Raw genomic sequence first — 24,592 nt, forward strand, 5'->3', positions numbered from 1 at the left:
AGATGGCGGGGGACCGGTCTTCGAACTTCGTGGCACGCGGATGGCACAACGTCCGCGAGGCGGGAACGCGGCGCCTGGTGCTGACGGCGTTGCTGCTAATCGTAGCTCTGCTGCTGGCCCGCTTTAGCTGGTACCTGCCGGTAACCGACCAGGCCGAGAACCGGCTCTACGACTTGCGTAGCTTCGTGCTCGCCGAACAGGTCGGCCAGGACGATCGCATCGCCCTCGTCGTCTACGACGACCAGACCCTCATCAACGCCCGCAAGCGTTCACCGCTGGACCGCGGGCTGCTGGCCCAGGCGTTACGAAATCTCGACGCCATGGGCGCCAAGGCCATCGGTATCGACATCCTGTTCGACCAGCCGCAAGACGAGGATGACGAGCTGATAGACACCCTGCGGGCGATGAAGACGCCGGTATCCGTCGCCTTTGCCGAAACCTCCGTCAACGAAGGCGACATCAAGTACGAGCAGCAGCAATATCTCGAGCAATTCCTGGCTCGCCTGGAGGGCAGCAAGGCCCATCCCGCGAGCATTGCCCTTAGCAATGCGGACGGCGTCACGCGTGTGTGGCCCAAGCTCTCGCCGCAGCTTCCACCGACACTGGGCCGGAACATACTCTCGGCGGCGGGCGAGAGCGCCAGGACCTTTCCTGGCTACGAAGGGTCGATCCGCTATCGGCGCCCCGCCAGCGACGAGATTCCGATCTACAGTCCGCTGCAGATCGACAGCCTGGTCAATCCGGACGTCCTTCCATACCTGCGGCCCGCCATCGAAGGACGCTATGTCCTGATCGGCGGGGACATTGTCGATTACGACCGCGTGGCAACCTCGCTCACGGCCGCGACTGGCGAAACACCCCCCGGGATGCAGGTTCACGCGGAAATGATCGCGCAGATGCTCGATGGCGCGCGGTTGTCGAAGCCTGCGCCGGTGGTCTTGTGGTTTCTCGGGGTGGTCGTGGTCCTCACGGCCGCGCTTACGGGCCTGGTCGAGCTTCGGAGCCTCAGGATCTATCCGCTGCTGGCGATCCAGTTTGCCGCGCTGCTGGGTGTCCCCTTCCTGCTTCAGTGGCGAGGCATCGACACTTACGGCCTGCCCGCGGCCGGATGGCTGCTCGGGTGGATCGTCGCCTTCAGCGCGGTGACATCGGCCGCCCGCGCCTCGAGCGCGGTGCAGCGCCGGTTCGCGCAGGGAGCGCTGGGCAAGTATCTTCCGCGCGAGATGGCGGAAGAGATCCTCGAACACCCGGAGCGGCTCTCACTCCACGGGGAGAAGAAGGATATCTACGTCCTCTTCAGCGACCTCGAGGGTTTCACCAAGATGAGCCACGCGTTGCAGCCGGAAATGGTCGCCAAGCTGCTCAACCGCTATCTCGACATGCTGAGCGATGTCGTGCTCGAACATGGCGGCGTGATCGACAAATTCGTCGGTGATGCGGTAGTCGCCTTCTGGGGCGCACCGATCGCCCGGCCAGACGACGGCGCCCGCGCGGCCCGGGCTGGCTATGCGGTGTGGCAGGCGGGCGAGGCGTTCCGCAAGAGCATCGATCCCAGCCTCCCCCCCGTCGGCAAGACCCGCGTGGGTCTGCATTTCGGCGAGGCCGTGATCGGTAATTTCGGCGGCAAGAGCCGCATCCAGTATACCGCGCTTGGCGACAGCATGAACACGGCCTCGCGATTGGAAGCGGCCAACAAGGCCCTCTATTCGAGCGTCATGGCGAGCCGCGAATTCGCCGACCGCTCCGGCCTCGACTGGTGGCGACCGATGGGCCGGGTGGTCCTGCGCGGGAGAATGAAACCGGTCGACCTGTTCGAGCCCGCGCCCGACTTCCCGCAGGAGGATCGCGCGGCGCTCCATCAGGCGATGATCCTGGTCGAGAAAGACCGGCCGGCCGCGCTCGAGGTACTGCGCAGGATCGCCGAAAAGCATCCCGACGATGCGGCGCTGGCCAATCTCGTGGAACGGACCGAGCGCCTGTCGAACAACTACGCTTTCGCCCTTGGCTGAATGCACAACTCCCGGAATTTCACTGACAACTCCGGGCGAATTTTGATAGGGGGGTCTCGGTCGATGAAAGGGGAACGTGGGGTGAACCAAGCGAAGACGAAGCGGCTGTTGCCGTTCGCGCTGGCTGCGGCCGCCTGTGTGCTCGCGCCTGCGATGGCCTCGGCGGGCGTGGTCGTGGCGTCGAGCGGACCTTCGGCTTCCCATTTTCCGGTCGGCAAGAAGCTCGGCGACAGCGAGAAGATCGTTCTGCGCGCAGGCGATGCGCTCACAGTGCTCGACGGCAAGGGCACTCGGGTCCTGCGCGGAGCGGGGACGTTCTCGCTCGACCAGCAGGCCGGGCCGAGCAAGAGCGGCACATTCGCGGTCCTGACAGAACGACGTTCGGCCCAGAGGATGCGCACCGGGGCGGTTCGCGGCGACGAGGTGAGCGCACAGGTCCAGCCACCGAACCTGTGGTACGTGGACGTGGCCAAGCCCGGAAAAGTTTGCCTGGCCGAGACCGACCGGGTGCGCATCTGGCGCAACACCACCGAAGGCGACGCGAGCTTTACGCTCAGCCCAGCGGGCGGTGGCAAGACCGAGACGATCAACTTTGCCGACGGTGACATGCTGACGCCGTGGGACACCGCGGGCCTGCCTGTCACCGCGGGCCAGGTCTACCGCATCGCCGACGCACGCGGGAACACCGTCGGAGAGTTGAGCTTCGCGATCCTCGATCCCGTGGCCGATGAGCCGGAAGCACTAGCCCAGCAACTGATCGAGAATGGCTGCATCAGGCAGCTCGAACTGCTCTCTTCGGCAACGATGGTGACCGAAGGATAGCATAGGGCGCCGTACAGGCGCCCAAGCCGGTAACGGCTCGAAGGGCGAAGCGGGCAAGGGAAGTCCGCTTTGGACCAGGCCGTACCAAATGGGGGTTTCATGGGGTTTTTTGCGAGTAGGCGGCTGCTGATCGGACTGGCGATGTGCGTCACAGTTCCGGGGCCGGCGCTGGCACAGCAGGGTGCTGTGCCCAATCCTCCGACCAGCACCGACCTCGACGTCGCACGGGACGATGCCGGGCGGCAGAGCCCGAGCACGCTTTCGATCGAAGGCGACATCGAGCGTGGCCCGTGTCCCCTCGGCGACGCCTCGTTCGCCAACACTCGCGTCACGTTCTCGACAGTCGAGTTCTCCGGCCTGCCCGGCGTGCCCGCCTCGGTGCTCGACGCCGCCTGGAGCGATCTCTCTGGGCGCGAGCTGCCGATCGCCGCCCTGTGCGAGGTACGCGACCGCGCGGCGACGATCCTGCGCAACCTCGGCTACCTCGCCGCGGTGCAGATTCCACCGCAGCGGATAGACGCCAACGGCACGGTGCGCATGGATGTCCTCGCGGCCAAGCTGGTCGAGGTGCAGCTCCGCGGCGAGCCGGGCCCGAGCGGAAAACTGATCGCCGCGCAGCTCGCTCGCTTGACCGAGCGCGAGTGGTTCAACACCCGCGAGGCCGAGCGGCAATTGCTGCTGATGGAGGACATGCCCGGCTACACCGTGCGTCTGGTCTTGCGCTCGGCCGGCGGCAAGCCCGGCGAAGTAGTGGGCGACGTGCTGATCGAACGGCGCGCGTTCGAGCTTGTGGCGGGCATGCAGAACCTGGGCTCGATCGCCACCGGCCGCGAGGCGGGCTTCGTGGCCCTTACCGCCAACGATCTCATCGGCCTCGGCGACCGGACCATCGTCAGCTTTTACAACACGTTCGACTGGAACGAGCAGCGGATCATCAACCTCTCGCACGACCTCGCCCTCAATGCCGATGGGCTGCGGCTGGGCGTCGGGGTGCTGTTCGGCCGGACCCAGCCTGACCTTGGCGGCGCTCCGTTCAACACCGACAGCTTCACCGCGGAAGCCTATCTCAGCTACCCCTTCATCCGCCGCCAGTCGCAATCGCTGTTCGGCACCGCAGGGTTCGAGGTGGTCGACCAGGAAGTCAATTTCGGGGACATCATGCTGAGCGACGACCAGCTCAGGGTCGCCTATGCCCGGCTCGACTACCAGGGGGTCGACCGGGACAGCATAACCGGCAGGAATGGCTTCAACGGACTCGAACCGCGCTGGCGCACTGCCGCCTCGCTGGAGCTCCGCCAGGGGATCGATGGCCTGGGAGCCAGCGACAGCTGCGTGCCGCTCTCCAACTGCCTGCCCCCGAACGTGCCGATCAGCAACTTCGCCGCCGACCCCAGTTCCTTCGTGGCGCGACTTGACGGTCAGATCGAGTTCCGCCCGGCGCCTCGTTTGACCCTGGCGGTAGCGCCGCGGGCGCAGATTTCGGACGGTCCGCTGCTCTCATACGAACAGGCGAGCCTCGGCAACTACACCATTGGACGCGGCCTGGAACCGGGCGTCGCCCTTGGCGACAGCGCGCTCGGGGCCTCGTTCGAGCTGCGTTACGGCAGCATCTACCCGAGGCGTTCGAATGGCTTCGCTGTCGAACCCTTCGCGTTCCTCGACTGGGCCAAGGCCTGGATCGACGAGGCGATCGTGGGTCCCGATCCGCGAGACGTGGCGACGGCCGGATTCGGAGCTCGTGGGCGGTGGGGCAGCGTCGCCGACTTCAGTGTGCTGCTGGCCTTCCCCCTGGCGCCGGCCGGCTATCAGACCGAGACCGGCGACCCGCGGCTGCTGTTCACCTTGACCACCCGCCTCCTTCCATGGGGAGACCGCTGATGCCGACACACGCAAGATCCGGCCTGCTGACCGGTTGCGCGCTCGCGGCCCTACTGATCGGCCTTCCGCAGGCCGCCGGGGCTCAGTCGTTCCAGGGCAGCTATAACGTCGTGACCGGATCGGCCGGAGTCGTGCACAACACTGGCACCACCGAGATCACCGTCGGCACGGCGGAAACGGTTATCAACTGGACCGCCGAAGACACTTTCGGCAACGGCAACATCGACTTTCAGCCCGCCGGGACCACCGCCACATTCAGGACGGATGGCCTTTCCGACTTTACGGTTCTCAACCGCATTCTCCCGGTCAACGGCAACGGCATTCCGGTCGCGAGTACGGTCAGTTTCAACGGCACCGTCGAGAGCTTCACCAGTCCGGTTGGCAACCCGAACGTGGTCGGCGGGCAGATCTGGTTCTACAGCCCGACCGGGATCATTGCTGGGCCGACCGCCATTTTCAACGTCGGCAGCCTGATCCTCACGACCAACGACATCCAGTTCGTAGCGGACGATTTCTCCAACAACGTGACCGGTTCCATCTACGGCCCAGGCGGATTGGTGGAGTTCCGTGGACCGGCTGACTCCGCGGGACGGGTCGAAATCCAGAACGGCGCGCAGATCAATGCGCTCGGCAACCCGTCAGGATCGAGCGCGTACGTCGCGCTGGTTGCCCCCCGCGTAGTGCAATCGGGCCAGGTCTCAGCGGACGGAAACATCGCCTACATCGCCGCCGAACAAGTCGACATGACGATCAACGCCGGGCTGGTCGATTTCACGCTTACTGTTGGCACCACCGACTCGAACGGCGTGGTGCACGACGGCACGACCACCGGTCCGGTATCGACCGGTGCCGCCGATCTGCAGCGCATTTCGATGTTGGCGCTGCCGAAGAACGACGCGCTGACGATGCTTCTGTCGGGATCGATCGGTTACGCGCCTGCCGCCAATGCCTTCAATGACGGTAGCTCGGTCGTGCTTGCAGCCGGTTTCGCCGACGACCATCCTTCCGCCCTGCCCGACAATCGCCTGGGCAGCCTCGACATCGGCGCCACCACCTTCGCCAACTCCGTGACGGGTTACGCCACCGACGGCATCCAGGTGGCTCCGTCATCCGGCGCGACCAACTTCCAGGCCGATGCCAACCTGCAGGCGGCCCGGTCGATCGACATAACTGCCGGTGATCTCCAACAGGTGACGGTTGGCGGCAATCTCTATCTCAGCGCCGGGGAAGCGGGGACCGGCGGCGCCATATCCCTCCTGGCGTCCGGTGGCGCTCAAGCCGGCCTGATCGACGTCGCGGGCACGATGAGCGCCTACGCCTCGAGCGACGGTATCCTCGCGGGCCTTGGGTCGACGCTCGACGGCCACGGAGGCTCTGTCGACATCGCCGCCAACGGCGGCCGGATTGAGGCGGCAACGCTGTTTGCGTCCGCCGACGGCTACGGCAGCTTCGATATCGATGCCGGGGGCGACGGCACAGGTGGCGCAGTCAGTGTCAGGGTCCAGGGCGGAGGCACGATCGCTGCCGACTTCGTCAGCTTCAGCGCAGACGGTAGCGGCGGCGGATCCGATAACGACGGTGGCGACGGCTTCGGCGGTTCGGTCTCGGTGGTTGAACAAGGCGGCGCTCTCGCGTTCCGCGACCTCTACATCACCGCCCGCGCCTACGGAGCCTATGCCTTCAACGGAGGCGACGCGACCGGCGGGACGGCCCGCGTTGAGATAACCTCGCAGGCGCAGACCTGGGATTACCTGTCGATCAACACGAGCGGCACCGCCGGGAGCCAGGCCTTCTTCGACACGGGGCTGACCGGAAACGTCCTTAGTGGCGGGCAGGCAAGCCTGACAGTCAGCGGCACCGGGAGCCTCGATGTCGCCTACGACGTCTTTGTCACGGCCAACAGCTACATGGGGCTGGAGGGGCCCGCGGCCTTTTCCGGCCAGGCGGGTGGCGTGGACGTCTCGGTCTCCGGTGGAGCGAGCCTGGTCGTGGGCGGCGCGCTCGACCTTCAGGCGAGCGCACTTTTCTTCGAGGAGAGCCTCGATCCTGACCCGGCCACCGCCCCAACCCAGCACGGTGGAACCGTCTCGCTTACCGCCGACGGGGGCAGCATAATCGCGGGCTACCTCTACGCCCGGGCCGAGGCCGTTGGCATGAGCGCGGCAAGCACGGCCGGAACCGCGACCGGCGGGACTGTCACCGTGTCCGCGCTCGGCGGCGGCTCGATCTTGCTCGACGACGACACCAACTCTTCCTTCGCGCGGATTTCAGCCGACGCCTTCGGAGCGCTCGGACCTGCCCCGGCGGACGCGATTGGCGGCACCGCCCGTATCGTCCTCGAAGACGGGTCCTTCACGGTCCTCGGCGACATCGACCTTTCGGCCAACGCGCGCATGACCGATGTCTTCTACGATGTCATTCCGCCCGGTGACGGCTTCGACGCGACCGGAGGAACGGCGTCGGTCCAACTGCTGCCGGGAGCGCTCGGAACCGCCAACCTCAGAGCCACTTCGCTTTCGATCCAGGCGCGGGGCGACGGTCGCCTGGTCATGTCGGGAGGATCGACGCTGCCGGGTGGCGATCCCTTCGAGGGCAACGGAGGCGACGGAACCGGGGGCCAGGCGAGCCTGTCACAGGCGGGCGGCGCACTGGTAACCGGTTCGCTGACGCTCGACGCAAGCGGGCTCGGCGGAGGGTCCGGCATCGGCGACGGCGGGATGGGGACCGGCGGCACGGCGGAGGTCGGGATCGCCGACAGTTCGGTCTCGCTGGGCTCGGTTTCGGTCGTTGCGTTGGGCACGGGTGGCTACGGCCAGGTGGCCGGCGAGGCGAGCGGTGGCCATGCCCGGTTTGCGGTCATCGACACGGCAGCGGGCCCGAGCGGCACGCGCGACCTGGCCGATCTCACTCTCGACGTCAGCGCGACGGGCGGCTCCGGCAACAGTGGCACGACCGCGCTTTCGAACGCCGGGCTGGCCGAGTTCGTGTTCGACATGCTCGATCCGGGCTCGTCGATAACCTTGCCGGGGTCGCTTGGCGTCTTTGCCAGGGCGACAAACTTCACGCCATCGTCGGGCATCCGCGGCGTGATCGCAGGAGCCCCGCTCGACCTCGGCGGCGATCTGCACCTGTCCACCGCGGGTCCGATCGCCATCACCGCCGATCAGGCGCTCAATGTCGGGGGATCAGCGTTCGCTAGCGGCAACAGCTTCACCTCAAGCGGGCTTATCTCGGCTGCGGTCTCGATGGACATCGCCGGCACCATCAGGATCGATGCCGAGGAACTGCGGTCGGGTGGCACGACTACCCTCTCCGCGTCGGGCGGCCTGCTCGCTGTAGGTGAGCTTCTCTCTGCCGGTGCGGTCAACGCCCTCGGCCGATCGGTTAACATAACATCCAGCACGGGCCTGCAGTTCGGCGCCGTAGACGCCACTGCCGGAAACGCGACGATCAGTACCGGCGGCTTCCTCTCCATCGACGACATCAGCGCGACGGGCACGATCGCGCTCGACGCGGATGGGGCCTTCAGCCTGTCGGGCAGCGCGCTGGGGCAGGTCGTGCGCATGATCTCCGACGACATTTTCCTTGTCGGAAGCGGCGCCTACATCGGCGAGCGTGGCCTCACCCAAACCGTCGAATTGATCAACCGCGATCCTTCGCGCACCACCTTCATCGGGGGAGGAGCCGACGACACCGGCTACAGCCTGGATCAGGCTGAATTGGCGGTGCTGTTCGCCGACAACCTGATCTCGCTCGGAGTCGGTTCCGGAGCGACAGCCGGACAGGGCCTCATCGCGGTCCGCGACTTCGCCATGTCCTTCGGGCCCGCGGGCAATCTCGGCAGTGGCGCAACGCTGGAGATCTCGACGCCGACCGAGGTCATGGTGACCGGCAACGTCGCGCTCACCACCAGCAGCGCCGATGACACCTTTCTGATCGATCCGAGCTTCATCGGCATCGACACCACGACCGGCTCGATCGCGATGCTAAGCGCCACCGGCGCGCCGATGGGACGCCTCGCGCTTGTCGGCGATACGGTCGCCGTGGGGACGACTGCCGTGCTCGGTCAACTGCGGACGGCGAGCAGTATCGGCGCCATCAACGCGCTGCTCGACCAGCCCGGCGGCACGTCCCAGCCTCTGCGGACCGGAACGATGTCCGTCTCGGTCACCGACGGGTTCTATGTCCAGAACACCGGGACTTCGACCGGCTATGACGACCGCCGCGGCATCACCGCGAATGCCATCGCCATCTCGACTTCGAAACCTACGACCAAGATTGCGATCAACGCACAGATCCTCTCGTCCAACGGTCCGGTCACAGGCCTCGACGTCACGCCGCTGGTAACGATCAATGGTGTAGCGGCAGCCGCCGCCGGGCCGTTTGATCCAGGCTCGACTATAAACGGCTGCGTGATCGGCACGAATTGCGGGTTCGTGCCTCCCGAGCCGCCACCGAGCGAGGAACTCGATCCGGTCGATCCGGTCGGTCCCGACAATTCGTCGCTCGTTGCGCCGCTGATCGAATTGGCCGAAACCCGACCCCTGATCGAGCCGCCGCTGGTGGACGAGCCGATCACCGGTGTCGGTAACGACGACCTGTGGGAACCGCCCTGCGGAACTCAGGACGGCAATGGGGTCTGCAGAGGGGGCAACGAGTAAACGTGGGTTGGGGTCGTGGTTTACGGGGCTTGTCGCGCTGGCGCGTGCTGCTGGCAACCGTGCTGTGCCTTGCCGCAGGGCTGCCTCCGGCGACAGCGCAAGACAATGGGCGCTATACCGGGGTCGCCTCGTGCGCCGGATCGACTTGCCATGGCCGCGCCGAGGGCAACGGGGCTGTCGTCCGCCAGGACGAGATCGCCACCTGGCAGGAACTCTCATCGCCCAGCGGGGCGCATAGCAGGGCGCTGTCGGTCCTGGGCTCGCTCCGGGGTCGCCAGATCGCTGCGACGCTCGGCTTGGGCGATCCTTCCGCCGAACCCGCCTGCCTCGGCTGCCACGCAACCTATGTTCCCGTCGCGGAACGCGGCCCGCGCTTCCAGCTTTCCGATGGCGTCGGCTGCGAGTCCTGCCACGGCGCCGCCGGGGGATGGATCGCCACCCATTACACCACGGGCGGCTCGCACGCCGCCAATGTCGCGGCAGGGCTTGTCCCGCTCGAGGACCCGCAGACCCGTGCGCGCGTCTGCCTCGACTGCCATTACGGCAGCGCCAAGGGCAACCAGTTCGTCACCCACCGGATGATGGCCGCCGGCCACCCGCGCATCGTGTTCGAGCTCGACTTGTTCAGCGCCCTGCAGCAACACCATGACGAAGACCCAGACTACGCCCAGCGCAAGCGCCGCACCGACAGCGTGACGCTCTGGGCCGTCGGCCAGGCGGAAGCGGTGCGACGCTCAACCAACCTGTTCGCCCGTCCGGGATTCGGCACGGAGGGCGTGTTCCCCGAGTTTACCTTCTACGACTGTCATAGCTGCCACCGCCAAATCACCGACGGACCGCAACGCCGCCTGACCTTCGAGACCAATCCCGCCCGCCCGATCCCCTTTGGCCAGCCACCCTTCAACGACGAGAACATCATTATGCTCTCCGCCGTATCGCGCGTGCTCGCACCCGCACAGGCCGACGGCTTCGAGGCCGCGAGCCGCGAGTTCCATCGTGCAATGGGCGAAGGGCGGCAGGAAGCGGCAGGCGCGGCGACGAAGCTGAGCGGGGCGGCGGGAACGCTGTCCGACGCACTCGCGAGGAGTGACGGAGAGGATGCGTTCACGATCATCGCCGCCATTGCCGACCGCACGACCTCGCCGCGCTTCACCGACTATGCCGGGTCGTCGCAGGCGGTCATGGCCATCGACACGCTGCTCAACGCGCTCGTGCGGCAGGGCCGGATCACGGTAGGGGCCGCGGCCGGTATTCGCGCTGACATCAACGCCGCCTACGACGCCGTCCGCAGTCCGGAGAGCTACAACCCGGTGCGCTTTCGCGCCTCGCTGGGCCAGGCGGCCGGAGCGATCGGGAAGCTGCAATGAGGCGCGTGCGCGGAGGAACGGCGCTGCTGAGCGCGGCGACGCTCGTGCTCGCTTCGTGCGGAGGCGGGGGCGGGGGCGGCAGCCCGACGCCAAGCCCCTCCCCGACGCCGACACCTGCGCCGACGGCCAGCGCGAGCTATACGCCGCCCGCCCAGATCGCCCTTACCTCGGCCGAGGTCGGCCAGGTCGTAGCCCAGGCGGTGGCGCAGGCCGGCGCCCTATCGCGCCCGGCGACCATCGCGGTGGTCGACCGGGTCGGCAACGTGCTGGCGGTTTTCCGCATGAACGGCGCCCCGGCGCTTGCCTCCCTTCCCGACGCCCCCAATGGCGCGAACGTCGACATCCAGGGCCTGGACGTCCCGTCAGAGGCCGGCGCCATCGCCAAGGCCATCACCGGCGCCTATCTTTCGAGCGGCGGCAACGCCTTCTCCACCCGCACGGCGAGCATGATCGTGCAAGAGCACTTCCCGCCCGCGCCCAGCACGGCGGGGCTCGAAAGCGGACCGCTGTTCGGGGTGCAGTTCAGCCAGTTGCCTTGCTCGGACCTGGCGGCGCGCCTGGCGGCCGGCTCGATCGGCCCCAAGCGCTCGCCGCTCGGGCTTTCAGCCGATCCAGGCGGATTCCCGCTATACAAGAACGGCGTGCTTGTCGGCGGTGTCGGCGTGATTGCGGACGGCATCTACGGGTTCGACGCCAACGTTCTCGACGTGGAGAGCGATGTCGATGAGATGATCGCGCTCGCCGGAACGGTCGGCTTCGAAGCGCCCGCAAACATTCGGGCAGACCGAATCTTCGTCGACGGCACCTCGCTGCGCTATTCCGACACCGCCTATTCGTCCCTGGCCAACTCAACGGGCACGAACTTCGCCGCTGCCGATGCGCTGGGCGATCTCGTTCCCGTAACGGGTTATTATCCCGCCGCCGGGCTGTTCGCCGGCACCGCCTACGGCAGCGAGGCCTCCGGCGTCCGTGCTTCGACGGCAGCGGAGTTCTCCAACCGCGACGCCTTCGTCCTTAGCAATGGCGCCGGCACCGCTCGCTACCCGATCCGCGCTGGCACCGACGCGGGCGACGTGGCGCAACCGCTGTCGGCGGCCGAGGCCCAGGCCATCCTCGAGGAAGCTTTCAAGGTCATGACCCGCGCGCGGGCGCAGATCCGCCAGCCGCTCGAGAGCCGCGCGCAAGTCTCGATCTCGCTGGTCGATACGCGCGGGCAAGTGCTGGGGATCGTCCGTTCGCCGGACGCGCCGGTGTTTGGGATCGACGTCTCGCTGCAAAAGGCACGCACCGCGAACTTCATGTCCGGGCCCTTCGCCGCCGCGCAACTCGCTGGCGGGGGCGGAGAGGTACCCCAGTTCCTCGCGAACATGCGCGCCTTCCTCGGAGCGACTGCGCTCACCGGGACCCATGCTTTCGCCGACCGATCCGGCGGCAACCTTGCTCGCCCCTATTTTCCCGACGGCGAAGTCGGGCGGCCCAACGGACCGCTTTCGCGGCCGATCGCGCAGTTCAACCCGTTCTCGACCGGGCTGCAATCGGCGCTGGTGCTCGGCAACCTCGGCCAGCATCTGGCCTTCGTCACAGGCGCCTCCGCCACCGACACGCCGCAGCGCTGTACCGACCTGCCCGACGCCGCGCCGGGGCAGAAGCGGCTGGCGAATGGCTTGCAGATCTTCCCTGGCTCGGTGCCGGTCTATCGCGGCACACAGCTGGTCGGCGGGCTCGGCATCTCGGGCGACGGCATAGACCAGGACGACATGATCGGCTTCCTCGGCCTGCATAACGCCGGATCGCGCCTGGGCGGCTTCGGCAACGCGCCGGTGGCCATGCGGGCGGACCAGATCGTCGTGGCGCTCGGCGGTGGGCAGTCGGTGCGGCTGCGCTATATCAGCTGCCCGTTCGCGCCGTTCCTCGACACAGCCGACCAGAACGTCTGTCAGGACCTGTGATGGTTCCGGGCTGGCTCATGCCATTGATGCTGCAAGCCTCGGGTGCCGAGCCCCCAGTGCTGCCGCCTCAACCGCCAGAGGTGACCCCGGAAGACCAGGGCCCACCGCCCGTCGACAATGAATCGATCGAAGGCCGCCGCCGTCCCGGCTACACGGGTCCGCTCCCCGATGCGGTGACGCAGGCCAATCCCGGCGCCGTGCGCGCCCCTCCGCCCGAGGCCTTCCCGACTGATCAGATTCCGATCCCGGACCGCTGGCGCCTGATCGAGACGCTCGGCCTGGTGAAGGAACGCTGGTTCGATCCCTACAACCAGAACACCCTCAAGGGTGACCGGCCGCTCAACCCCGACCGGGTCCCCTTCATCACCGGGCAGGACTGGTTCTTCGCCGCCAACCTCGTGTCCGATACGGTGCTGGAGCCGCGGACGTTCCCGATCCCTGTCGGCGTGCAGACCACCAGTCGGCCGCAGAGTCTCGACGTGTTCGGCAAGGACGCGAGCTACGTCGCCTCGCAGACCATCATCGCCAGTGCCGCGCTGATCAAGGGCAGCACCGCGTTCAAGCCGCCAGATGTCGAGTACCGGATGACCCTGGCGCTCAACATGAACTACGTCGACGTGCCCGAGCGGCGCGTGCTCCACGTCGAGCCAAGCAAACCGACCCACCGGTTCGACCACTTCCTCGGCGTGCAGGAAGCCTTCATCGACTACCACATCCGCAACGTATCGGAGCGGTATGACTTCGATTCCGTCCGGGTCGGCATCCAGCCGTTCCAGGCCGACTTTCGCGGCTTCCTGTTTAACGACCAGCAGCTCGGCGTGCGCCTGTTCGGCAACCGCGACAACAACCGCTTCCAGTACAACCTGGCGGCGTTCTGGCGGCTGGAGAAAGACACCAACAGCGGGCTCAATTCGGTCGTCCAGCGTCCGCGCGACGACTTCGTCCTTCTGGCCAACGTCTATCGCCAGGACTTCCTGATCCCGGCACTGACCAGCCAGGTCACCGTGGCCTACAATCGCAACCGCGAGGGCGACGAAATCGAGGTCGACGACAACGGCTTCCCGGTCCGCCCCTCCTTGCTCGGCACCTTGCGCGGGCACGACTACGACGTGCTCTATCTCGGGTACAACGCCGATGGCCGGGTTGGGCGGATCAACGTGACTGCCAGCGCCTATGCCGCGCTGGGCGAGGATCAGAACAACTTCTTCACCGACCGGGAAGCGGACATCCGCGCGTACTTCGGCGCGGCGGAACTGAGCTACGACCGGGACTGGATGCGCTTTCGCCTCTCGGGCGCCTGGGCCAGCGGCGATGCCGATCCCTTCGACGACACCGAAGGCGGGTTCGACGCGATCTTCGAGAACCCGATCTTCGCGGGAGCCGACACCAGCTACTGGATCCGCCAGACGATCCCCTTCGCAGGCGGCGGGCGCGCCGTAGCGCTGAGCGGGCGCAACGGCCTGCTCAACTCGCTGCGCTCCTCCAAGGAGCAGGGCCAGTCCAACTTCAACAACCCCGGGCTGATGCTGCTGGGCGTCGGCGCGGATTTCGACCTGACGCCGGAAGTGCGTCTGTCGGGCAACGCCAATCACTTGTGGTTCGAGAACACCTCGACCTTGCAGGCGCTGCGGATGGAAGGTTCGATCCCGAAGTCGATAGGCTGGGACCTGTCGGCGGCGGGAATCTGGCGGCCGAAGGCGACGCAGAACCTGGTGTTCCGCCTCTCCGCCGCGACGCTCATCGCCGGGGATGGCTTCCGCGACCTGTTCGACAACACCGACGGCTCGAAGGCCTATTACTCCGTGCTGGCCAACGCGATCGTGAGTTACTGATGCGAACCTTGGGGCTCTTCTCAAGAATCCTCCCTGTGAGGCGTACCCCCATGGGAGGATCTTTCGTTCGTTTCGTTCTTGTCACCCTGCTGTTTGCGGCGGCTTTGCTCGCGGGCCACGCCCTCCGAGCGGCGGGCGGCGAGGCGGCGGTGCAGCGCGACTATACCCGCGTCATCACCCCGCCCGCCCCAGCCGGGCAGTCGCTGGCCGACATGGCGACCAAGTCCGACGGCTGTTACTCCTGCCACGTCCGCACCGATGCGCCGACGATGCACGAGAGCCCGGCCGTTCGGCTCGGCTGTACCGACTGTCACGGCGGCGACGCCACGGTAATCGGCAACAGCGAGCTGGAGCATGACGATCCCGCCTATGTCGCCGCGCGTGAGCGGGCGCACGTCCTGCCGCTCTATCCGGGCAGCTGGCACTACCCCTCCTCCGCCAACCCGGAACGCAGCTATGCCCTGCTCAATCGGGAATCGCCGGAGTTCGTCAAGTTCGTGAACCCGAGTGACTACCGCATCGCGCGCGAGGCCTGCGGGGCTTGCCACGTCGAGACCATCGAAGCGGCCGAGCGCTCGCTGATGGCCTCGGGCGCGATGCTGTGGGGCGGGGCGGCGTACAACAACGGCATCCTGCCGTTTAAGAACTACCTGCTGGGCGAGGCCTATACCCGCGAGGGCGAACCTGCGAAGATCGTCAGTGCGGGCAACCCACCCGGCACCGTCACCCCCGCCCAGCAAGCCCGCGGAGCGCTCGCCGAACTCTACCCGCTGCCCACCTGGCAGGTAGTCCCCCCGGGCGACGTGTTCCGCGTGTTCGAGCGCGGCGGGCGCAACATCAGCACCCAGTTCGCCGAGATCGGCCTGCCCAATCCCACAGGCAGCATCCAGCGGCTCGACGAACCCGGACGGCCCGATCTCAAGCAATCCAATCGCGGTCCCGCCACAGGCCTGCGCGTGGCAATCCCGGTGCTTAACATCCACAAGACCCGGCTCAACGATCCGTTCACCTGGTTCATGGGCACCAACGACCAGCCGGGCGACTATCGCCACTCGGGCTGCGCCAGCTGCCACGTGATCTACGCCAACGACCGCGAGCCCCGGCATAGCCTGACTTACGCGCAGTACGGGCGCGACGGGCAGTCGGTCACGGTCGATCCGACCATCGCCACGCTGACCCAGGCCTCAGGCCACGGTGCGGTCAAAGAGCCTGGCGATCACCATCAGGACGAGCCCGTCAAGCAGAAGGGCCACCCGCTGCGGCACGTATTCACGCGCTCTATCCCGACCGCCCAGTGCATGAATTGCCACATGCACCAGCCGAACATCTTCCTGAACTCGTTCCTCGGCTACACCATGTGGGACTACGAGTCCGACGCGCCCGCCATGTGGCCCGAGCATCAGAAGTACCCCACCGCCGCCGAAGTCCGCGCCGTCCTGGACCGCAACCCGGAGGGCGCGGCGCCGCGCGGCAAGTGGGCCGACCTCGACTTCCTGCGCAACGTCTATGACCTGAACCCGACGCTCAAGGACACCCAGTTCGCCGACTACCACGGCCACGGCTGGAACTTCCGCGCCGTGTTCAAGCGCGACCGCGAGGGCAACCTGCTCGACGCCGAGGGCAACATTGTCTCGCCCGACGACCGCGAGAAGTGGCGCCGCGAGGGCGAGGATGAATTCGTCCCCGTCGGCACCAACCCCGGCAAGACCGTCCACCTGATGGACATCCACGCCGAGAAAGGCATGCAGTGCGCCGACTGCCACTTCGGGCAGGACAGCCACGGCAACGGCCTGATCTACGGCGAAGTCGCCAACGCGGTCGAGATCGGCTGCAAGGACTGCCACGGCACCGCCGACGCTTATCCGACGCTGCTAACCTCGGGCCCGGCCGCGCCGCCCCGGGGCAACAACCTCGCCCTCCTGCGCAACCCTGACGGGAAGCGCCGCTTCGAGTGGACCTACGACTCCATGGGCCGGCAAGTGCTGGTCCAGCGCTCGATCGTCGACCCGGAGCTTGAATGGCAAGTGAGCCTGGTCAAGGACAGCGTCGACGCGTCCAACCCGCACTTCAACGCCAAGGCTGCCCGCGCGAAGTTGATGAGCCGCAACGGCGCCGAGACCGGCAAGTTCGAATTCGGCCCCGGCATCGCGCCCACCGAACGCGCGCACCAGGACGGCGAGATGGCCTGCTTCACCTGCCACCTCTCCTGGACTACGAGCTGCGGCGGTTGCCACTTGCCGATCGAGGCCAACTGGCAGAGCCCGGTTCACCGCTACGAAGGCGAGACCACCCGCAACTTCGCCACCTATAACCCCCAAGTCGCGCGCGACGAGATGTTCCAGCTCGGCAAGCACATGACCACCAAGGGCAACCAGGTCGCGCCGGTGCGTTCGACCAGCGCGCTGGTGCTAAGCTCGACCAATCTCAACCGAGAGCGGATCTACGTCCAGCAGCCCCCGATCAGTTCGATCGGCTTCTCCAGCCAGGCCTTCGCCCCGCATTTCCCGCACACGGTGCGCACGACCGAAACCAAGACCTGCTCCGACTGCCACCTGAGCGACAAGGACGACAACAACGCGATCATGGCGCAACTGCTATTGCTCGGGACGAACTACGTAAACTTCATCGGCCTCAACGCCTGGACCGGGCTCGAAGGCGGGTTCGAGGCGGTGCGGGTGACCGAGTGGGAAGAGCCGCAGGCGGTGATCGGCAGCTACCTCCAGCGCTACGCCTACCCCGACTACTGGCGGCTGCATGTCGAGCAGAACAACCGCGAACTCAAGAACTGGACGCGCGGCAAGACTTTCGACGCCAAGCTCTCGGGGGAGACCCAGGCGTTCGAAGAATTCGCCAACATCCACGAGAAGACCAGCGACCGCGTGGGCTGCCTGCAGCTGCGTGGCGAATACATGTTCGTCGCAGAGGGCAAGGGAGGCTTCCGCGTCTATGATGTCGCTTCGATCGCCAACAAGGGCTTCTCGGAGCGGATCCTGACCGCGCCGTTCTCTTCGCTGGGCCAAGACACTCATGTCGCTTCGAAGAACGCCACCTGCATGGCGCTGCCGACCAACCAGCCGATCGCCCCGACCCGCAGTACGGCGGAACTGCGCGAACTGAATCAGGAGCAGGCGTTCCTGCCGATCTACAACTACGCCGCGATCACCGACGCCGAGGAAGGGCTGATCCTGGTCAACGTCAACACCCTGGCCGACGGCGAATTCCGCAATAACAAGCTCAAGCGCGCGGTGACCTGGAACGAAGGCGGGGTGCTCAAGGGCGCGCGGCATATCGTGCTCGCGGGAGAGGTCGCCTACATCACCACCGCCCGCGGGCTGGCAGTGGTCGACCTGACCGACCCGCTCCACCCTAAGCTTGCCGCCGAACGCCCGCTGACCGATGCCCGAGCGAGCGCGATCCAGTTCCGTTACCTGTGGGTCACCGATGCCGAGGGCGTGAAGCTGTTCGACGTGACCGACCTGCGCAATCCCATTGCCGTGCCTTCGGGCGCGGTGCCGCTGGCCGATGCGCGGCGGCTCTACATCGCTCGGACCTATGCCTATGTCGCCGCAAAGCAGGACGGGCTGGTGATCCTCAATGTCACCAATCCGATGGCGCCGAAAATCTACAAACAGGAGACCTTTGGTGGCACGATGAACGATGTCGAGGACGTCGTCGTCGCATCCACCAACGCTTCGCTCTTCGCCTATGTTGCCGACGGGCGGAACGGGATGAAGGTCTTGCAGCTCACCAGCCCCGACAGCCAGCGCAACTTCTACGGCTTCAGCCCCGCGCCGATGCCCGAGCTGATCGCCTGGGCCAAGACGCCCTCGCCCGCCGTCGCCATGTCCAAGGGCCTCGACCGCGACCGCGCGGTGGACGAGACTGGCGGGCAGATCGCGGTGTTCGGTCGCTTGGGTTCGCGACCGTTTACTCGATCCGAGATGGAGCGGCTATTCCTGACCAGGGGTGGCGTTCCGTGGAAAGTCAGCGACGAGCCGGATATGGCGGCCTGGGTACCGGGACGCGGGCCGGTGGTGAGTAACTAAACCTCCCCGAGCTTGTCTCGGGAGGATCTGGTCACTCTCGCTCGGCGAACATGTCCTGGATCATGGGCTGGAGCTTGCCGGTGTAGTGAGCCAGCACGTGCCAATCATCCACCCGCTCGTGATGCGTGACGAGGTTAGACCCATCCCAGCGATGCAGCGAATAGCACGGCGGTTCGGCCACGATCAGGTCGCGCCCGTCAGGCTGCTCCTTGTCGATCGACCGTAGGTCCAAGGACACCAGCGGCGCTACCGACGGCGTGACCTGGAGCGGGATGCCCCGGAACGTCGCCAGCAAGGGACGGTGAAGGTGGCCGCAGTGGATGGCGAGAATCTGCTCCCGCCCCTCGACCGCCGCTCCGAGGCGCTGAATCCAGGCCTCGTCCGGCGCGGGATCCATCCAGTCTATGCCGCTGACCACCGGCGGGTGGTGCATGAAGATCAGCGTCGGCGTGTCTGGCGCCTCGTCCAAGCGTGCGGTGAGCCAGGCCTCCCGCGCCTCGCAGAAAGCGCCGCCGTGGCGGTCGGTATCCAGCGTATCGAGCATGATCAGGCGCAGGCCATTCTGCTCGACAACGTATTGCAGGAACCCTTCGTCCAACCGAACCTGCGGAAAGGCGTGCAGCAGCGCCTCGCGCCTGTCGTGATTGCCGACCATCGGCCAGACCGGGAACGGACATTCAGCCAGCAGGGCGGCGGTCTTGTCGAAGCTCTCAATGTCGCCGTTGTCGGTGATGTCGCCAGTGAGCACCAACATGTCCGGGCGGTTCGGGCCGTCGAGCACCCGCCGCAGCGTAGCCCGAAAGCGGGTGCGGTTGAGTTCCTCCGGCTTGTCGTCCGGCGCGAAACCGATGTGGATGTCGGTCATCTGCGCGATCAGCATCGCCATGCCCCCTCCCCAAGCGGCCCCGTTTACTTTCGTGCGATCCGGGGCGGCGCGGCTGCGGCCCCGTCTCGCGGATGGTACGTATGACACATTGCGCAGCTCGATGGCACCTCTGCCTTCGTCGCGGTTTCGCCCTGATGGCAATCGCGGCATTGGGCGATACCTGGCAGAAGCAGGTCAGATGCGGCCTTGGACGTGTCCGCCTTGTGGCAGGTCGTGCACTTCTCCTGCTTGTGCGGCTCGTGATCGAACCAGCCGTGGATGAAGAAGCGAGACTGCTGCGTCACCGGCAAGACCTTGAGCGTCGCCCCAGAGGCGGCCGGCGTATGGCATTCGCCGCACAGCCCCTTTTCCGACATGGCCCCGGTCATCAGCGCGGTGCCCGGTCCGCCGAAGTTCGCCCGATAGACCCCGCCCGAGCCATACTCCCCGGGCCTGCGCCGGCCGGTATTACGCGGTGTGCGGGCGTCCAGCGCGACCAGCTCGGCCCGCATCTGCTCGACATCGCCGTGGCGCAGGGTGCGGAAAGTGGTGCCGATCCGGTCGAACACCAGGCTGTGGCAAGACTCGCAATCCTTCTCCATGTCGACCGGCAGGAAGCGCACTCCGTCGGCGGTCGGCGTGTGGCAGCTCGCGCAATCGAGCGGCTGGCCATAACCCCGAGCCGTCCCGAGGCGGCGGGACATCTGGGCAACGCCGTTGGCCTTGCTCAAGTGCATGTCGTGCGGGAAGCGCAGGCCGTTCCACTGCTTGGGTCTATCGTCGAGCGAGGCCCGGCTGAGCTTTTCCTGTCCCGGCGCCGTGAAGATGGCGGCCTGGAACTGAGGGTGGAGCTTGCCGAAATCCTCGGCGTTGCCGAGCGCGGTGTCGGTCAGCCGCTGGTCGAGCGACCCGTGGCAATCGGAACAGAACTGTTCACGCGTCGGCTCCATCCGCCCGGCGCCTTCATGTTCGGTGTGGCAGTCGGTGCAGGCGCCGGGGCCGGGCTTGTGGAAGGCGTGGGCGACACCCCACTGCGCCTTATCTCCCCAACTCATCGGCCCACGGGCGCTGGCCAGCCGCGGCTCGGCCGAGTGATCGCCGATGTCCTTGTGGCAGGTGAGGCAGGTCTCGTCGCGAACCGCCACGAACGGTTCGGTGTGACAGGCTTCGCAATTATCCTCGAGGCCATGGTGGACCGAGCTAAGCGAGCCGGTGCGCCAGCTCGCGTCCATTAGCACCGCATCGGGCTTGTTGATGCCAGGCGCGACACGCTCGCGGTTGATGTGCGACCAGATCGGTACGGCGAGGAACGCCAACAGGATCAGTGCCAGTGAGGCCCAGGCGACCTTCCGCTTGCTGGGCATGACCGCGGCGAGCGAGAAGCCCGCCTGTTCGTCGACCTTGGCGGTCTGGCGTTCCTCTGTCCGGCGGACGGTTACCGTCACCTCGCTGTCGCCCTCGCGAGCAAAGGACAGGCGGTAAGAGCCCAGGCCCAGTTCGGCGCCGTCTCGCGGGTCTATGGTAACGTCGGTGGTCGAGCGGCCGTCGACCGTGAAGCCCAGCGTGCCCGTTGCCTGCAATCGCAGCCGGCCGCCGGACGCGGGCACGATCCTGACGTGGTTCTGCTCCACCGCCAGATCGGCCAGGTGGATATCGTTCTCCGCCGCCCGACCGATGGTGAGCTCGTTTCCTTCGACGGCGCGCTCGCGCACGATCTCGCGGCCGGTGGCGGTCTGGTCGATGCTGCGGATGAGGAACATTCAGGCCGCTACCAGTAGTAGAACACGCTGACGATGTGCGCCGCGAGGGCCGCGAGCAGCGCCACGGTCAGCGGAACATGGACGTAAAGCCAGACTTCCAGCAGCGCCTTCAGCCGCAGGTGCCGGCGAATCTGTTCGAGCTGCCCGTCGCGCTTGCGCAGGAGCGCCACGACGCGCTCATGGGTCTCGTCGCCGGTCCGGTCGGTCAGCTCGGCCAAGGAGCGTTCCGTCAGGCAATGACGGTAACGGCCCGTCAGTCGAGCGAAGACTCCGGGCGCGAAGGTGTCCTGTCCCAGCGCGGCGATGATCAGGTCGGCTTCGCCGCGCGCAAGCGGTTGCGCCGCCTGTTCGAGCTGTCGGTCGATCGCGGCCAGGGCTTCGATCATCTGCCCCTGCGTCATCTCGCGCCGGTTGTTGCTCAGCTCCTGTGGAAGGATGGCGTAGGCGATGATGCCGTAGACCCCGGAGAGGATCACGAGGATCATCAGCCCATAGGCCAGCGTGTGGACATTCCAGCCGAACTGGAACCCTGTGTGCAGCGTCGCGATCACGATCAGCGAGAGGCCGAGATAGACATGCGCGCTGGTCCAGGCCTTGAGCGACCAGCGCCCCCCCGTGAACGCCCGCTTGCGCACGCCTAGCAGCGAGAGCCACACGATCAGCAGCGCGCCGATGGTCCCGAGGATGTAGCCGTACCAGGTCCCGCCATTGGGCCGCGGCGAGACGTCGGCGAAGGCGTACCCCAGGATCGCGACCAGGCTGAGGCCGAACGAGACCTTGAGCCAGCGCATGCCTTTGTGTGTGAGGAAGCTCTCGTGGTCCGCCCCACGCCGGATGTCGCTTTCGGACTGGCCGGCGAACTCGATGTCGGGAGCGGCCGCCATCAGTCGGTATCCTCGACCAGCCGCGCCACCGACAGGAAGCGTTCGGGCGAGACGCGGATCGCCGCGCCGGTCGGGCAAGCGCGCACGCAGGCCGGGCCGCCCTTGATGCCCGAACACATGTCGCACTTGATCGCGAGCTTGGCCTGCTCGGCCCCGCTCGCCTCCGCCTTCTTTTTGCGCCAGGAGTAGCTCGCCTCGCCCGGCCCAGGCCCGGCGCCGAACAGCATCCACGACAGAAGGCCGGGCTTCTTCGGCGGCTTGGCATCCATCCGGATCACGCCGTAGGGGCAGTTGCGCTGGCAGTTGCCGCAGCCGATGCAGGTGTCGTCGATGAACACTTCGCCGTCGGGCCCGCGCTTGATCGCGTTGGGCGGGCAGTCGGCCATGCAGTGGGGGTGTTCGCAATGGCGGCACGAGGTGGGCACGTGGAGGTGGGCGTAAGTCCGCCCGGCCTCGCGGTCGAGCCGGCTGAGGCCGTCGTGGCTGTCGGCGCAGGCCTTCTCGCAATTGTCGCAGCCGACGCAGAGCATTTCGTCGATCAGCAACACGTCGGTCGCCTCTCCAATGCCGTTGTCGACCAGGAATTGCGCCGTGCGCGAGTAATAGTCGACCGCGCCGCCGAAGCTGTCCTTGCGGCTTTCGATGAACTGGTTGACCTCGCGCCGCCCAGCCATGTCGGCCAGCGCCTTCTCCCGCAGGCGCGGCTTACGGTCGAGCAGCGCTGTGAACATTTCGCCTGGGAAGCGCACCACTTCGGACTTGATCGCGGCCTTGACCGTCGCCGTGCGCTTGCTGCCGTCGATCACCGCCATCTCGCCGAAGTAGCTGCCGGCCGGCAGGTAGGAGAGGAATACCGGATGGCCGCCGATGTCCTTCTCGACAATCATCGAACCCCGTCGGACGAGGAAGATGTCCTTGTCGCCGGCCCCTTCCTGGATCACGACCTTACCGGCGCGGATATCCTCGACGGCTGCGGCATCGACCAGTTCGGCGACGTCCTCCGCCGTCAGGCCCGAACCGAAGATCTGCAGCAGCTGCCGTTCGATGAAGACGCGATTGACCGCACGCGCTGCGCTTGGCGCGGTGGCCATCAGCTTGAGCGCGGCGGTACGTGAGAGTTCCATGGACAACGTGGGCTCGGCAGCGCGGATCGTCGCGCCACGGCGACGGCCCGAGATCAGGCCGACCTCGCCGAAGATGGAGCCCTGTCCGATAGGCACGGTGATCGACGGGTCCTCGGCACTCACCTCGACCAGCACTGACCCTTCGGCGATGGCGAACATCGAGGAGCCCTGGTCATTGCGAACGAAGATCACCTCGCCCGCGTCGTGGGCATGGACCCGACTGTCGAGCATCAGCTCGCGCATCTGCAGCGGCGAGAGCTCGTTGAGGATGACGATGTTGGCGCGGAACAGCTCGAGCCACTGATCGACCGAGCGCCGACCCGGCAATCCGGCGAACTTCTCCGCCAGGATCGGTTCGTCGGCAGGCTTGAGCGAGGTGTTCCCATTGAGGAACTCGATCACGTCATAGCCCTGGTTCATGCAGTGCTTGATCAGCGGATAGCCCGCCAGCGCGCCGATCACGTGGATGCCGGGCTTGCTCGTCTCGAAGCTAGGGCTGAGTTGGGGGAAGGCGTCGGGCTGTTCGCTGGCGAAAGTCACGCCGCAGGCCTCGACGAAGGCACGCGGCGGCTTTGAGCCTGTGCGGGCGATGATCCGGTCGCAACGGATCGTCTCCTGTCCGTCGCGGGTGTCGAGCACCAGTTCGCCCGCCTTCACCTCGGCGGGTGAGGTTTCCAGCCGGATGATCATTCGCCCGTCCGCGGCCGCCTCGTTGAGCAGCTTGACGTTGGCTCCCTTGGCGCGAGCGAAGTCGGTGCCGCGGTTGAGGATCGTCACCACGTTGCGCTGCGCCGGATCGGCGGCGAGGCCGAGCGCGTTCTCGATCCCCGCGTCGCCCGAGCCGATTACGGTGATGTGCTCGTCGAAGTACTCGCCAGGATCGTCGAGCTGGTACTGCAGGTGCGGCAGCTCGGCTCCCGGAAGACGCAGCAGGTTCGGGTTGCCCTGCGTACCGATCGCCAGCACCACTGTTTCGGCCTCGACCGGCTCCCTGCCCTTGAGCGCGATAGTGAATGCGCCCTTCTCCCCGGTGATTGCGGTCACTTCGCCGTTGAGCAGGACGTTGACTTTACCCGCGGCCACCTGCTCGTCCCAGGTCGCCAGGATCGCTTCGCGCTTGCCCGCGTCGAAATCGAGGTCGGAGCGCAGCACCAGGTTGCTGGGCGTCGCCATGACATGCTTGCCCTTCTGGTACTTGAAGATCGTATCGGAAAGGTGGTCGGTCTTCTCGATGAGCACGTGGCTCATGCCCAGCGCGGTGGCTCGCGCAGCCGCGCTCAAGCCCGCCGGACCCGAGCCGACGATCGCCACCCTGACTTTGCCTGAAATCTGACCCGCCACGAAAACCCCTGCTTCGTCATGCCCGAAAGGATGCCGCGCAACAACCGCTTGTCG

12 protein-coding genes are annotated in these 24,592 nt (G+C 66.6%); 8 read left to right on the forward strand and 4 right to left on the reverse strand.

All coding sequences use genetic code 11. The features are described 5' to 3' along the window. Positions 1-2 precede the first annotated feature (2 nt). From KK137_RS11760 to KK137_RS11795, 8 genes are all read left to right on the forward strand, one after another. A complete protein-coding gene (locus tag KK137_RS11760) occupies positions 3-2,009 on the forward strand; it encodes an adenylate/guanylate cyclase domain-containing protein (protein WP_214536606.1) in 2,007 nt (668 codons plus the stop codon). 81 nt (positions 2,010-2,090) lie between these two features. After that, positions 2,091-2,831, forward strand: coding sequence for a hypothetical protein (locus KK137_RS11765; RefSeq protein WP_214536607.1), 741 nt, complete (start codon positions 2,091-2,093; stop codon positions 2,829-2,831). Between the two features lie 99 nt (positions 2,832-2,930). Beyond that, a complete protein-coding gene (locus tag KK137_RS11770) occupies positions 2,931-4,709 on the forward strand; it encodes a ShlB/FhaC/HecB family hemolysin secretion/activation protein (RefSeq protein ID WP_214536608.1) in 1,779 nt (592 codons plus the stop codon). Continuing rightward, entirely contained in the window at positions 4,709-9,370 is a 4,662-nt protein-coding gene (locus KK137_RS16770; protein WP_214536609.1) for a beta strand repeat-containing protein, read from the forward strand. Before KK137_RS11770 ends, KK137_RS16770 begins: the two co-directional genes overlap by 1 nt. Positions 9,371-9,372: 2 nt before the next feature. Next, the gene (locus tag KK137_RS11780; protein WP_338028058.1) at positions 9,373-10,737 is read left to right on the forward strand and encodes a multiheme c-type cytochrome; all 1,365 of its coding nucleotides are present in this window, start codon (positions 9,373-9,375) and stop codon (positions 10,735-10,737) included. Then, entirely contained in the window at positions 10,734-12,686 is a 1,953-nt protein-coding gene (locus KK137_RS11785) for a heme-binding protein (RefSeq protein WP_214536610.1), read from the forward strand. The genes KK137_RS11780 and KK137_RS11785 overlap by 4 nt, the downstream gene beginning before the upstream one ends. Further along, a complete protein-coding gene (locus tag KK137_RS11790) occupies positions 12,686-14,518 on the forward strand; it encodes a hypothetical protein (RefSeq protein WP_250893837.1) in 1,833 nt (610 codons plus the stop codon). Before KK137_RS11785 ends, KK137_RS11790 begins: the two co-directional genes overlap by 1 nt. A gap of 50 nt (positions 14,519-14,568) precedes the next feature. Continuing rightward, positions 14,569-18,564: an LVIVD repeat-containing protein gene (locus KK137_RS11795; protein ID WP_214536612.1), complete on the forward strand. Its 3,996-nt coding sequence runs from the start codon at positions 14,569-14,571 to the stop codon at positions 18,562-18,564. Between the two features lie 31 nt (positions 18,565-18,595). Here the strand turns inward: KK137_RS11795 and KK137_RS11800 are convergent, their stop codons facing one another. Genes KK137_RS11800 through KK137_RS11815 form a run of 4 tightly spaced genes read right to left on the reverse strand, consistent with a single transcriptional unit; the run spans position 18,596 to position 24,526 of the window. Continuing rightward, positions 18,596-19,450 carry a phosphodiesterase gene (locus KK137_RS11800; protein ID WP_338028059.1) on the reverse strand — a complete coding sequence of 285 codons (855 nt, stop codon included), beginning with the start codon at positions 19,448-19,450 and terminating at the stop codon, positions 18,596-18,598. Positions 19,451-19,473: 23 nt separating this feature from the next. Next, complete coding sequence (locus KK137_RS11805) at positions 19,474-21,189, reverse strand: cytochrome c3 family protein (protein WP_214536613.1); 1,716 nt, start codon at positions 21,187-21,189, stop codon at positions 19,474-19,476. 8 nt (positions 21,190-21,197) lie between these two features. Then, positions 21,198-22,073 (reverse strand): hypothetical protein, encoded by an 876-nt coding sequence (locus tag KK137_RS11810; protein ID WP_214536614.1) that lies wholly within the window; start codon positions 22,071-22,073, stop codon positions 21,198-21,200. Further along, positions 22,073-24,526 (reverse strand): cyclic nucleotide-binding domain-containing protein, encoded by a 2,454-nt coding sequence (locus KK137_RS11815; RefSeq protein ID WP_214537496.1) that lies wholly within the window; start codon positions 24,524-24,526, stop codon positions 22,073-22,075. The genes KK137_RS11810 and KK137_RS11815 overlap by 1 nt, the downstream gene beginning before the upstream one ends. Positions 24,527-24,592 lie beyond the last annotated feature (66 nt).

Source organism: Croceibacterium selenioxidans (assembly GCF_018599195.1).
GTDB classification, from domain to species: domain Bacteria; phylum Pseudomonadota; class Alphaproteobacteria; order Sphingomonadales; family Sphingomonadaceae; genus Croceibacterium_A; species Croceibacterium_A selenioxidans.